The sequence below is a fragment of the Immundisolibacter cernigliae genome (assembly GCF_001697225.1).
GTDB lineage: Bacteria > Pseudomonadota > Gammaproteobacteria > Immundisolibacterales > Immundisolibacteraceae > Immundisolibacter > Immundisolibacter cernigliae.
In genome coordinates this window covers 577,469-589,893 of the sequence record NZ_CP014671.1, presented here as the reverse complement: position 1 = coordinate 589,893, position 12,425 = coordinate 577,469, and the positions used below count along the sequence as shown (strand labels likewise).

General features: G+C 66.0%; 13 protein-coding genes and 1 pseudogene. 3 read left to right on the top strand and 11 right to left on the bottom strand.

Annotated features, from left to right (window positions below; all coding sequences use genetic code 11):
* Window positions 1-28: 28 nt before the first annotated feature.
* The 5 genes from rpiA to cobU all read right to left on the bottom strand — a co-directional run bounded on the left by rpiA (window position 29) and on the right by cobU (window position 3,785).
* Window positions 29-688, bottom strand: coding sequence for a ribose-5-phosphate isomerase RpiA (gene rpiA, locus PG2T_RS02775; protein ID WP_068802724.1), 660 nt, complete (start codon window positions 686-688; stop codon window positions 29-31).
* A 14-nt stretch (window positions 689-702) separates the two neighbouring features.
* Complete coding sequence (locus PG2T_RS02770; RefSeq protein ID WP_068802723.1) at window positions 703-1,176, bottom strand: outer membrane lipoprotein; 474 nt, start codon at window positions 1,174-1,176, stop codon at window positions 703-705.
* Between the two features lie 295 nt (window positions 1,177-1,471).
* Complete coding sequence (gene cobS, locus PG2T_RS02765) at window positions 1,472-2,215, bottom strand: adenosylcobinamide-GDP ribazoletransferase (RefSeq protein ID WP_068802722.1); 744 nt, start codon at window positions 2,213-2,215, stop codon at window positions 1,472-1,474.
* On the bottom strand, window positions 2,212-3,267 hold the full coding sequence (gene cobT, locus PG2T_RS02760; protein WP_068802721.1) for a nicotinate-nucleotide--dimethylbenzimidazole phosphoribosyltransferase: 1,056 nt from the start codon (window positions 3,265-3,267) through the stop codon (window positions 2,212-2,214). The genes cobS and cobT overlap by 4 nt, the downstream gene beginning before the upstream one ends.
* The gene (cobU, locus tag PG2T_RS02755) at window positions 3,264-3,785 is read right to left on the bottom strand and encodes a bifunctional adenosylcobinamide kinase/adenosylcobinamide-phosphate guanylyltransferase (RefSeq protein WP_068802720.1); all 522 of its coding nucleotides are present in this window, start codon (window positions 3,783-3,785) and stop codon (window positions 3,264-3,266) included. The genes cobT and cobU overlap by 4 nt, the downstream gene beginning before the upstream one ends.
* A 141-nt stretch (window positions 3,786-3,926) precedes the next feature.
* On the opposite strand from cobU, the gene ilvD reads away from it, so the two are divergent.
* Both ilvD and PG2T_RS02745 read left to right on the top strand, forming a co-directional pair.
* Entirely contained in the window at window positions 3,927-5,762 is a 1,836-nt protein-coding gene (ilvD, locus tag PG2T_RS02750; RefSeq protein WP_068802719.1) for a dihydroxy-acid dehydratase, read from the top strand.
* Window positions 5,763-5,862: 100 nt separating this feature from the next.
* Window positions 5,863-6,864 carry a cysteine synthase A gene (locus tag PG2T_RS02745; protein WP_068802718.1) on the top strand — a complete coding sequence of 334 codons (1,002 nt, stop codon included), beginning with the start codon at window positions 5,863-5,865 and terminating at the stop codon, window positions 6,862-6,864.
* 236 nt (window positions 6,865-7,100) lie between these two features.
* Here PG2T_RS02745 and PG2T_RS15960 read toward each other — a convergent pair whose 3' ends face one another.
* A complete protein-coding gene (locus PG2T_RS15960) occupies window positions 7,101-7,730 on the bottom strand; it encodes a hypothetical protein (RefSeq protein ID WP_145930970.1) in 630 nt (209 codons plus the stop codon).
* Window positions 7,731-7,848: 118 nt separating this feature from the next.
* Window positions 7,849-8,361 (bottom strand): REP-associated tyrosine transposase, encoded by a 513-nt coding sequence (locus PG2T_RS15320; RefSeq protein WP_075968125.1) that lies wholly within the window; start codon window positions 8,359-8,361, stop codon window positions 7,849-7,851.
* A gap of 105 nt (window positions 8,362-8,466) precedes the next feature.
* Between PG2T_RS15320 and PG2T_RS02735 the strand changes: the two are divergent.
* Window positions 8,467-8,694, top strand: a pseudogene (locus tag PG2T_RS02735) (IS110 family transposase); the annotation flags it as partial.
* Window positions 8,695-8,700: 6 nt separating this feature from the next.
* Here the strand turns inward: PG2T_RS02735 and PG2T_RS15955 are convergent.
* The 4 genes from PG2T_RS15955 to PG2T_RS02720 form a co-directional block, all read right to left on the bottom strand.
* The gene (locus PG2T_RS15955) at window positions 8,701-9,114 is read right to left on the bottom strand and encodes a hypothetical protein (RefSeq protein ID WP_145930969.1); all 414 of its coding nucleotides are present in this window, start codon (window positions 9,112-9,114) and stop codon (window positions 8,701-8,703) included.
* An 80-nt stretch (window positions 9,115-9,194) separates the two neighbouring features.
* Window positions 9,195-9,473 (bottom strand): hypothetical protein, encoded by a 279-nt coding sequence (locus PG2T_RS02730; RefSeq protein ID WP_202816400.1) that lies wholly within the window; start codon window positions 9,471-9,473, stop codon window positions 9,195-9,197.
* Window positions 9,474-9,770: 297 nt separating this feature from the next.
* A complete protein-coding gene (locus PG2T_RS02725; RefSeq protein ID WP_068802714.1) occupies window positions 9,771-11,198 on the bottom strand; it encodes a SpoVR family protein in 1,428 nt (475 codons plus the stop codon).
* Window positions 11,191-12,408: a YeaH/YhbH family protein gene (locus tag PG2T_RS02720; RefSeq protein ID WP_068802713.1), complete on the bottom strand. Its 1,218-nt coding sequence runs from the start codon at window positions 12,406-12,408 to the stop codon at window positions 11,191-11,193. The genes PG2T_RS02725 and PG2T_RS02720 overlap by 8 nt, the downstream gene beginning before the upstream one ends.
* Window positions 12,409-12,425 lie beyond the last annotated feature (17 nt).

Sequence of the window (12,425 nt, the reverse complement as noted above, 5' to 3'; positions counted from 1 at the left end):
ACGGGTCAGGGCGTTACCGCGGGTCGGCTCAGGCGATGCGCTGCACGCCCGTGGCGCTGCCGATCAGCAGCACGTCCGCGCCACGGGCGGCGAACAGGCCATTGCTGACCACGCCGGCGATGTTGTTGAGTGTCTGTTCGAGCTTGATCGGCTCCACGATATCGAGGCCATGCACGTCCAGAATGATGTTGCCGTTGTCGGTGACGAAGCCGTGTCGGTACACCGGCCGGCCGCCCAGGGCGACGATTTCGCGGGCCACGTAGCTGCGTGCCATGGGGATGACCTCCACCGGCAGCGGGAAGGCGCCCAGGCGTCCGACCCGTTTCGATTCGTCGGCGATGCACACGAACTGCCGGCTGGCAGCGGCAATGATCTTCTCGCGCGTGAGCGCACCACCACCGCCCTTGATGAGCTGGCGGTGTGCGGTCGCCTCGTCGGCGCCATCGATGTAGACGGACAGCGTGCCGGCGTCGTTCAGGTCGACCAGATCGATGCCCTGCGCCTGCAGGCGTTCGGCAGTGGCCACCGAGCTTGCGACGGCGCCCTTGATGCGCTGGCGCAATGCACCCAGGCAATCGATGAAGAAATTCACGGTCGAGCCGGTGCCAACCCCGATCACCTCGTCCTGCGGCAGGAATTCGAGCGCCGCCTCGGCGGCGCGCCGTTTGCCGATGTCCTGGTCAGCCATGTCTGCGGTTTCCTTCAGGGTGATACGCGGTAAGTGCCGTTGTGCTCGACCACGCGCACCCGCTGGCCGACCTGGAACTGCTGCTCGCTTTGTTCCTGCACGATGGCCATGATGTTGCCGTTTTCCAGCCGCACCGTGATTTCCAGTCCATCGGCCCTGGTCAGGACACGTTCGCCGGCCTGCCCGGCCACGCCGCCGGCTACGGCTCCGGCCACGGTGGCCGCCTTCTGACCGGTTCCGCCACCGACGGTGCTGCCGGCAAGCCCGCCCAGCACGGCGCCGGTGGCGGCCCCGAGGTAGCCGGGCCTGCCTTCGATCTTGACCGGCTGGACGGCCTCGATGGTGCCGAACTTCACCACTTGTGCCTGGCGCGCCTCATCACGCGAGTAGACGTTGCCGGCGGTGCTGGAGGCGCACGCACCAAGGCCCCCGGCAGTTGCCGCGACGGCCAGCGTGATGAGGGTCAATCTGTAAAATTGAAATAACATACAGTACCTTGAGGTCGGGAAAGCTGTACCTGAGACACCGAGGCTGACCACAGGTTTTCGGGTGCCAATGCCTTGGGAAATACTGAAGTATTCGGTGTTTCCCGCAGGGCAGGGCCGAGCTGCCAAAATCATCGGCTGCAAGCCGAGCCGAAAAGCTGGAGCCCAGCTCCGCCGGGCGATCATCGCGTTGTAGGAGCCCGGCTCCGCCGGGCGATCGTCGGACAGCGAAGCTGCGCGCCTACCAAGTCTTTCCAGGCGGCGGGCGCGCATTGTAGCGGCCGTGGCCCGGTGGCGTTCAGGTGCCGGATGGCAGGGCCATCGCAAGCAGTACGGCGGTCTCGATCAACTCGATGGCCGCGCCGTAGACATCGCCACTGGCGCCCCCCAGCCGGTGCAGGGCGCCGCGGCCGATCAGGCAGACCAGCAGCGCCGCCAGCAGCAAGGCGCCGGGCGCCACGATCAGCGACAGCCCTGCGACCACCGCCACGACCAGCCAGCCGGTCTGGCGTGGCAGCCGCGCCGTGATCGCCTCTGCCATGCCGCCGGGGCTGCTGTAGGGCAGGGCGCACATCAGCGCCAGCACGGCGCCGCGGCCGAGTACGGGTGCCAGTAGCAGCGGCAGCAGGTTGCCGTGATCGAGCGCCGCCGCCAGGCCGGCGAACTTGCCGATCATCACCAGCACCAGGGCGACCACGGCCGCGCTGCCGACGTGCGGGTCGTGCATGATGGTGCGCCGCCGCGCTGCATCGGCATGGCCGCCCAGCAGGCCATCGGCACAGTCGGCCAGGCCGTCCAGGTGCAGCGCGCCGGTCAGCAGCGTCCACAGCGCGAGCACGATGGCCGCGCCGGCCAGCGGCGGCAGGTCGAACAGCGCCCAACTGGCGCCGATCAGCAGTGCGCCCAGCAGCACGCCGACCAGCGGGTAGGTCAGGGGGGCGCGTCCGAGCTCGTCCGGATCGGGCGCGGTCGGCTGCGGCACCGGCAGCGTGGTCAGCATGGCCAGCGCCAGCCGTAGCGGGCGCCACAGGGCGGTGATCATGGTTGGCTCCCGGCAACGCCGGCTTCGCTGAACGTCGCCATTTCGCCATGCAGCGCGCAGGCCAGGCGCAGCAGCGGCAGCGCGGTCAGCGCGCCACTGCCCTCGCCCAGGCGCATATCGAGCGCCAGCAGGGGCGCGGCGTCCAGCGCCTGCAACACGCGGTCGTGTCCCGGTTCGGCCGAGCGGTGGCCAAACAACAGCCAGTCGCGTACCGCCGGCTGGATGCGGCACGCAGCCAGCATCGCCGCGCTGACGATGAAGCCGTCCACCAGCAGCGGCAGCCCGGCCTGGGCGCAGGCGATGGCGGCGCCGGTCAGGGCGGCGATCTCGAAGCCGCCGAGGCGCCGCAGCGCTTCCAGCGGCTCGCCGCAGTGCGCTTCGTGCAGCGACAGGGCCTGCGCAATGACGGCCGCCTTGCGCCGCACGCCGCTCGCATCGAGTCCCGTGCCCGGGCCCGCCAGTTGCTGTGGCGCCTCGCCCAGCAGCGCGCAGGCCAGCGCGGCCGCCGCCGTGGTGTTGCCGATGCCCATCTCGCCGCCGATGAACAGCTGGGCGCCGGCGTTTCGGGCGCGCGCCACGGCATCCCGGCCGGCCGAGAGTGCGGCGTTCAGCTGCGCCGTCGTCATGGCCGGCGCGATCGTGAAATCGGTCGTCATGGGCGCGATGCGGGCGTCGATCAGCTCCGGCAGCGGACCGGGGTCGACGGCGGTGCCCAGGTTGACGACTTCAAGATGCGCGCCGAGCTGGCGCGCCAGCACGCTGACCGCCGCGCCACCGCTGACGAAGTTGCGCAGCATCTGCGCCGTGACCGCCTGCGGAAAGGCCGACACGCCCTGCGCGACCACGCCGTGATCGCCCGCAAATACGCAAACCTGAACGCACTCCAGCGTCGGCTGGTCGTGGCCTTGCCAAGCCGCGAGCTGCACTGCGAGGGCTTCGAGTCGACCGAGTGAACCCGGCGGCTTGGTGAGCCGCCCTTGCCGAGCGGCGGCGCGGGCGGCGGTAGCGGCGTCCGGCACGGCGCAGGGTCCGTGCAGCCAGTCGAGGCTCACGGCAGCTCGCCCTTGAGCGCCAGCGGCAGCCCGGCCACGGTCAGCAGCACCCGATCGCAGCAGGCGGCAATGTCCTGGTGCAGCCAGCCGGCGGCGTCGCAGTAGCGGCGGGTCAGTTCGCCCAGCGGCACGATGCCCATGCCGGTTTCGTTGCCGACCAGCAGGATGTCGCCCGGCAGGACAGCGAGCGTATCCAGCAGCGCCTGCCGTTCGCGGGCAAGCGCCTGTTCATCGTTTGCCAGCAGAAGGTTGGTCAGCCACAGCGTCAGGCAGTCGACGATCAGGCAGCCGTCGGCGCGGGCGTGCGCGTGCAGGGTGGCGGCCAGCGCCAGCGGAGTTTCGATCACCGCCCAGTCGACCGGCCGACGGGCACGATGGGCGGCAATGCGCTCGCTCATCTCGGCATCGCCCGCGGTGGCGGTGGCGATGTAGGTGACCGGCCGGCCCGATTCCCGCGCCAGCCGTTCGGCGAGGCGGCTCTTGCCCGAGCGCACACCGCCCAGGATCAGCGTTTTCATATCAGGAAGGCGAACCGGATGGGGATGGCGACAGGCGCCATTATCGGGCCAGCAGCGGTCGGTGTCGGCAAGCCCGCGCGGTGCCGGGCGGCTAGAATGCCCAGTCAGCCCTGCACCGCTCGGTCGTTTCCGGAGCCTCTCATGCCCGCCTACCGTTCCCGCACCTCCACCGAAGGCCGCAACATGGCCGGCGCGCGCGCCCTGTGGCGCGCCACCGGCATGCAGGAAAGCGACTTCGGCAAGCCGATCATCGCGATTGCCAACTCCTACACGCAGTTCGTGCCCGGCCACGTACACCTGAAGGACCTGGGCGAGATCGTGGCGCGGCAGATCGAGGCCGCCGGCGGCGTGGCGCGCGAGTTCCACACCATCGCCGTCGATGACGGCATCGCCATGGGCCACGGCGGCATGCTGTATTCGCTGCCGTCCCGCGAGCTGATCGCCGACTCGGTCGAGTACATGGCCAATGCCCACTGCGCCGACGCGCTGGTGTGCATCTCCAACTGCGACAAGATCACGCCGGGCATGCTGATGGCGGCCATGCGCCTGAACATTCCGGCGGTGTTCGTATCCGGCGGGCCAATGGAGGCCGGCAAGGTGCAGTGGAAGGGCACCGAAACGGCCGTCGACCTGATCGACGCCATGATCGCCGCCGCTGATCCGAACGTCAGCGACGCCGAGAGCCTGGCCATGGAGCGCAGCGCGTGCCCAACCTGCGGCTCGTGCTCGGGCATGTTCACGGCCAATTCCATGAACTGCCTGACCGAGGCGCTGGGTCTGAGTCTGCCCGGCAACGGCAGTCTGCTGGCCACGCATGCCTACCGGCGCGAGTTGTTCGAGCAGGCCGGTCGCACCATCGTCGAGCTGTGCCGGCGCTGGTATGAACAGGGCGATGCCCGCGCCCTGCCGCGTGGCATCGCCACCCGCGCGGCGTTCGAAAACGCCATGGCGCTCGACATCGCCATGGGCGGCTCCACCAACACCGTGCTGCACCTGCTGGCCGCCGCGCAGGAAGGCGAGGTCGACTTTGCCATGGCCGACATCGACCGCCTGTCCCGGCGCGTGCCGAACCTGTGCAAGGTGGCGCCGGCCACCGCCGCGTATCACATGGAGGACGTGCACCGCGCCGGCGGCGTGCTGGGCATCCTCGGTGAGCTGGGCCGATGCGGCCTGCTGGACCTCTCCGTGCCGACCGTGCATGCGCCGACGCTGGGCGATGCGCTGGCCACCTGGGATATCGCCGCGACCGCCAATCCGGCCGCGCACCGGCTGTTCGGCGCCGCCCCCGGCGGCGTGCCGACCCAGGTCGCGTTCTCGCAGGCGCGCACCTGGGAGCCGGAAATCGACCGCGCCAAGGGCTGCATCCGCAATCTCGAACACGCCTACAGCCGCGATGGCGGCCTGGCCGTGCTGTACGGCAACCTGGCCGAGAACGGCTGCATCGTCAAGACCGCCGGCGTGGACGAGTCCATCCTGCGCTTTGCCGGCCCGGCGCGCGTGTTCGAAAGCCAGGACGATGCCGTCGAGGCCATCCTGGGCAAGCGCATTCAGGCCGGCGACGTGGTGCTGATCCGCTACGAGGGCCCGCGCGGCGGCCCCGGCATGCAGGAAATGCTCTACCCGACCAGCTACCTGAAATCGCTGGGCCTGGGCAAGGCCTGCGCGCTGGTCACCGACGGCCGCTTCTCGGGCGGCACATCCGGTCTGTCGATTGGCCACATCTCGCCCGAGGCGGCGGCCGGCGGCCTGATCGGTTTGGTGGAGGAGGGCGACCGCATCGAGATCGACATCCCCGCCCGGCGCATTCATCTGGCCGTGGACGAAGCCGAACTCACCCGCCGGCGACAAGCGATGGAAGCATCCGCTACCCCCTGGCAGCCGAAGGACCGCGAGCGCAGCGTCTCCACGGCGCTGCGAGCCTACGCGCGCTTTGCCACCTCGGCCGACCGCGGTGCGGTGCGCGATCTGAACGGTTGACGCAAGACGGCCGACCAAGACGGTCCGCGGCGTCCGCGCGGTCGGTTTCCACTGCCACCGTGTATCGCCCGGAGCCGGCCAGCGCCACAGGAGTAGAGGCATGAACATAACCCCGGACTTCATCGGCCTGATCGGCAACACACCGCTGCTGCGCCTGCGCCGGCTGTCAGACGAAACCGGCTGCGAAATTCTGGGCAAGTGCGAGTTCCTGAACCCCGGCGGTTCGGTCAAGGACCGCGCGGCGCTGGGCATCATCCGCGACGCCAAAAGGCGTGGCGCGCTGCGCCCCGGCGGCCTGATCGTGGAAGGCACCGCCGGCAACACCGGCATCGGTCTGGCGCTGGTCGGCCGGGTGCTCGGTTACCGCACGCTGATCGTCATTCCGCAAACCCAGAGCCAGGAAAAAAAGGACGCGATTCGTCTGGCCGGCGCGACGCTGCGCGAAGTCCCGGCGGTGCCGTACAAGAACCCCGACAACTACGTGCGCCTGTCCGGCCGGCTGGCCGAGGAGCTGGCCGCCACGGAGCCGGGCGGCGTGCTGTGGGCAAACCAGTTCGACAACGTCGCCAACCGGCAGGTGCATCTGGAGACCACGGGTCCGGAGATCTGGGAGCAAACGGGCGGCACGGTGGACGGCTTCGTCTGCGCGGTCGGCACCGGCGGCTCGCTGGCCGGCATCGGCATGGCGCTCAAGGCGCGCCGGCCGGACGTGGTCATCGCCTGCGCCGATCCGCTGGGCGCCGGCCTTTACAACTACTACATGCACGGTGAGCTGAAGGCCGAGGGCAATTCGATCACCGAGGGCATCGGCCAGAACCGCATCACGGCGAATCTCGAAGGCGCCCCCGTGGACCGCGCCTACGCCATCCCGGACCAGGAAGCGCTGCCGCTGCTGTTCGACCTGGCACGCGAGGAAGGCCTGGTGCTGGGCGGTTCCACGGCCATCAACCTGGCCGGGGCGCGGCGCCTGGCGCGGGAACTCGGGCCGGGCCACACCATCGTCACGCTGCTGTGCGACTACGGCCAGCGCTACCAGGGCAAGCTGTGGAACCCGGCCTTTCTGCGCGAGAAAGGCCTGCCGACGCCCGACTGGCTGGCCTGAGGCGGCCGCGGCCAAGCCGGCCTGGGGAGTCTGGATAACCGAATTAAGGATTGCGAGCCATCGGCGAACTGTAGGAGCCCGGCTTCGCCGGGCGATGATCGCGTGGCAAAGCTGCGTCGCAAGGCTATTTCCCGATGGCGGGCGCTGGAAAATCCAGGATGGATTTATTCAGCTTCCTTTGTCACGACCTGTCATGACCTGTTGGGGTTCGCAAGCTCACCCCAACCTACGGGCTGTCATTTCGTGTCGATTACCCAATCACGTAACCCAGTTGGGCAGCAGCGTGGGTCGTCCGGCTTCGGCATTGTTGTGGTCAGTGTGATGCGCCCTTGATCAAAAACAACATCGCGCGGGTTGCTACCGAATACGTCATCAACGCTCCGATAATAGGCCATGAGTCCGTCTTCGTTGCGGAACAGAGCTACATCCAGAAAATCGCTATTGCCGCCGCTTGGATAAAGCACCCAAGCCAAGGCATCGACCAAGCCGTCGCCGGTGAAATCTCCGTAGAAAATTTGTATAGGCTGATACACATGTTCACCATGCCGCTCGCGCGCCCATGCCAGGATGGCATCGTCGGGCGCAACCCCCGCTCGGTCGCTCGAAACCTCCTCCGTTGCTGATGAGCACGCCATTAATGCTGCCATTCCCAGAGGCAACATGAAATGTTTAAACATTGTTGCTTTCTCACTTATGCTGACATTGTTCGCCTGATATCGTCCGTGGCCTTTTTGATATCGGCAAGCAAAGCTGTTGCGCGATCGGGCGTCAGCCCGCCGGCGAGGAGACTGGATTGACACCGTGACCTGGCGTCGGGAGCGCGGGTGCAATAAGGCGAAGCCGCATTGCACCGGATGAAGATTCATACGACGCAATGCTCCGCGGTCATTGCGCCTTACGGCGCGCTTAGCCCGTAGCTGCCCGTAGGTTGGGGTGAGCTTGCGAACCCCAACGCGAATTATTTCAGCGCTCGCCATATCCACTTTAATCTCTTCCGTTGGTCTCGCCACCCCAATCATAACCCAGGGTGCCAGCCGCAATATACCGATGGATGCTCGAATGTGGCCACTCCGCTGCGCGGTTGACGTGTCCGTGCTTCACAGGGTTATAGTGAACATAATCCACATGCCGTTCGTAATCGTGCGCGTCGCGAATCATGTGCTCCCAATACCGCCGCTGCCAGATTCCACGCTCGCCTTTGCCAATCCGGCTCGCGTTTCGGTGTTCACCCTTGGCGATGTGTCGCGAAAACCCTGCCTTGATCAACATCCACCGCATCGCAAAGTCGGCGTCGCCTTCCGGCGGCGTCCATATTGCGTGCAGGTGATCCGGCAAGACCACGAATGCATCAATGTGAAAAGGGTGGCGCCCTTTCACCTCTTTCACAGCGGCCCGCAAAACCGCAACGTGGTCCACCAGCAAGCGAAGTTGACGCTGCGCAAGGTTCACCGTGAAGAAGTAGGTGCCGCCTTTTGTATCCGTACGCCGATATCGCATCTCGGTTCCATTGTTTCGCGTGTCATGACATGACATGTTGGGGTTCGCAGGCTCACCCCAACCTACGGGCTCGCCCATTGTTTCGATTGTCACGACATGTCGTGACATGTTGGGGTTCGCAGGCTCACCCCAACCTACGGGCTGTACATGCCGGCCAGGGTGGCCACCACGCGCACGGCCTGGGGCCGGGTGCTCGAGCAGCGTCTGGCCGCCGCCGGCAAGCCGCCGATGCTGATCCTGGGTGCCATGATGCGCAAGCTGCTGTGTGTGGCCTACGGCGTGCTCAAGTCCGGGCGGCCGTTCCATCCCAGCTTGCATTCGATGGCCGGATAACAGTATCTACGCTCGCTGGATGCCTAGAACTCTGCATGCGTGATCTAGGAATTCTTCACGTTCCACCGGTGAAAGATGCCTCAATTCCTCTGCAGCGCGTTCAATGGAGGTAATTAAGCCTTGTAGTCTGCGTGGATCGTATCTGGGGTTTGAACGCGTCACGACGTAGCCGCCTCGCGCGCTCTTGACCGTGAGCTTCTCTATGCCCATTTCATCACAGATCCTCGACATAATTACACGCAGTTTTGAGAGTTGATTATTGCGGTCCGATCCGTTCGTGCTAACGTTCGCTATCATCGCTGCAATCTCCGCCATGTGCGATAGATCGGACGCCATGACCTCTCGAATTAGCGCTGTCAGGCTATCGGGATCGGCACCTGACTCAATGAGCTCAACGATCTTGCTGTCTCGACGATTCACGAACTTCTCCTTGAGGCCCAACGCCTGAATTAAGCCGTGCCGCGAAGCGGCGTTGACTTGAATGAATTGTTAGATGGCGGCTACTTCCACTTGGCGGGCGCAGAAGCACTGCATGACGTAATGCCAGACAAGCCGTTGCGGCCCATAGAGAGGCGGATCGCCTGCTCATTGATCTGCTCGATCTCACGGCCCGCTTTGGACGCGTGCTCGTGGGCGATGGACGTGAGCGCTTGCTTGCACGCAGTGGCAACTGCGTCGCTCTCGGGAAAGAATTGATAGCGCGAGTAGTAGATTGAAACTAAAAAGCCATCAGGGCGCGGCTCAATGGCGTGTTTCGTATTGTTGTCGTACTGGCTCATTGGTGCATTGGTCTGCTTTGCCGCAGTTGCACAGCCAGCTAGAGAGATAAGAAGGAAACCTAAGACAAGCAAGCGCATATGAATCCCCTTGATTTGAAACGCGACGACCTACCCAGTCACCTGACGTAAATATCATGGGCAACCAAAAGCGTAGCGCCTAGGATGGGTGAAGCGCAGCGTAACCCATCAATCCGCGAATAGGTACACGCAGCCGGATTGTCAGGGGGGCTCAGGCGTGTGCCCCGGCGCCGCATGATGGGTTACAGATCGGCAGTTTCCACCCGTCCCAAGGCGCGCTCAGGCGGCGAGTTTCGGCGCAAAACCACCCTCGTCATAAATCAGCTGCGCCGGCTTGTCCTGCAGCGTGGTTTCGATGACCACGCCGCGGCCCCACAGGCGGTGCAGGTAGGCCAGGGTCTTTTCGGCCTGGCCGAGTTCCAGTTCCCGGCCGTCGTAGGCGTGTGTCAGGTGCAGCTTGCGGGCGCCGTCGTAGTCGGCATCGTCGATGCGGATGACCGGGAAGGCGGCCATGCCGACGCTGCCGATCAGGGTGTCGCGAATCTGCCGCCAGCTGTCCTCGTCGGCCACGCGCTGCACGACGTATTCGTCGTCCTCCGGGCCGAACTCGTACATGTCCATCTCGCGCATCAGCCGGCCGGTCAGGAACTGGCGCAGGAACGAGGCGTCGCGGTCTGCCTCGCGGATGCGCATCAGCGTCGCCATGCCGTCGGTGGGGCCGCCGTAGCGCTCGCGCTCTTCCGGGGTCGGGTTCTCGCAGCGGCGCAGGATGTCGTGCCACAGCTTGAAGCCCAGGTAATACGGGTTGATGCTGCCCGGGTGCGGGCGCACCACCTGCGAGTGGTGGACCATGAATTCCATCTGCAGGTCGGCCGGCAGGTCCAGGCTATTGACGATGCGGTGGTGCCAGAAGCTGGCCCAGCCCTCGTTCATGATCTTGGTCTCGATCTGCGGGATGAAGTACTGCGCTTCCTCGTGGACGATGGTCAGCAGGTCCCGCTCCCAGTTGGCGAGGTACGGATTGTGGTCGCGGATGAACAGCAGGATGTCCTCTTCCGGCTCCAGCGGCACGCGGCGCAGGTCCGGCTCGGGCAGCTGCGGCGCGCGGTGGATGTCCGGGTGCGGGTCGTGCGGGCCGTGCGTGGCCTCGATGGCCCGCTCGCGCTGTTCGGCGTGACCCAGCTTGCGCACGCCGAGGTTGCGCCGGCAGTTGAAGGACAACGCGTGGGCGGCATCCAGCACCGCCTCCACCTTGTCGATGCCGATGGCCGGGTCTTCCGCGTAGCGGCGCACGCGGTCGGCGCGCGCCTTGAAGCGCGACTGCGTCAGCTCCGGGTGCGTGCCCTGGAAGGTGAAGTTGTTCTTGAAGAAATCGTTGTGGCCGTAGACGTGGGCGATGGTCAGGATCTGAAGGCACAGCGAGTTGTTGCGCATCAGGTACGCAATCGACTCGTTCGAGTTGATGACCATCTCGTAGGGCAGGCCGCTGACGCCGTGGTCGTAGGTGGTCTTGAGCTTCTCGAACGACTTGCCGTAGGACCAGTGCGGGTAGTGCGAGGGCATGCCGTGGTAGGCCATGTAGCCGAGCATCTGCTCCTCGTCGCAGATTTCGAACACCTGCGGGAAGCAGTCCAGGCCGAATTCGGCCACTTTCTCGCGGATGCGCTCGTCCCAGCCGATCAGGTCATCGACGTCCCAGCTACGCATGTTCACCTCCGGTGGCCTGTGCGGCCCGGTCCTTTTGCAGAAAGGCTTTCAGGCCGGGCCAGATGTCTTCCTTGCCGTGGATGGTCAGGGCGTGGAAGCAGTCGGACTTGATGCGCGAGAAAGTCTCGAGCATGGAGCTTTCGAAGATGCCGCGGCCGGGCGGCTTGATCTCGCCGTAACCGAACAGGTTGGCCATCTCGCAGATGGCCTCGGCCGCCTGCACGGTCTTGTCGTTGTCGCCGGGGAAGTTGTCGCCGTCCGAGCAGTGGAAGGCGTAGATGTTCCACAGGCTCGGGTGGTAGCGCTCGGCGAGTATCTCCAGCCCCTTCTGATAGGCGGATGAAATCACCGTGCCGCCGGACTCGCCCTTGTGGAAGAACTCGTCCTCGGTGACCTCGGCGGCGGTGGCGTGGTGGGCCACGAACACCAGCTCGACTTCCGCATAGCGGCTGCGCACGAACTGATACAGCAGGAAGAAGAACGAGCGCGCCAGGTATTTCTTGGTGCTGTCCATGGAGCCGGAGGTGTCCATCATGCACAGCACCACGGCGTTCGATTGCGGCCGGGTGTCCGGCAGCAGGCGGCGGTAGATCATGTCCTCCTTGTGGAAGGGGAAGCGCTTCTCGGTGTCGCCGGCCATGCCTTCGCCGGTCGGCACGCCCGGCGCACCTGCACGCTGGGCGATCTGGCGCCGGATGCGTTGCATGGCGGTGCGTTTCTTGTCCAGGTGCACGCGGATGCCGGAATGCCGGAAGCCCTTGCGCTGGAAGGCGTGCTCGGACGGCAACTGGCGCAGCTTCTTGCGCTCCAGGTCCGGCAGGGACAGGTCCTCGAACATGATGTCGATCAGCTCTTCCAGGCTGATCTCGGTCTCGTAGTAATCCTGGCCGGCCTCGTTGCCGCCCTGGCCCTTGCCGGCGCCGGACTGGTCGCCCTGGCCGACGCTCTGGCCGACCTCGGTGCCGCCCTCGCCGGTGCCGACGCCGGGCTGGTTCTGGCCGTACACGAAGCGGTATTCGCGGATGCCGCGGATCGGCACCTTGACCATGCGGTCGCCGCTGCGGCCGATGATGGCCTCTTCGGCGACGATGTCGCCGATGTTGTCGCGGATCGCCTGGCGCACCTTCTGGCGGTGCCGGGCGCGATCGCCGGCGCTGCGGTCCGAGCGCAGTGCGTCGGCTGGGAATGATCGGAACTGGGCGCGCGTCATAGCCCCTCCTGCTGTGC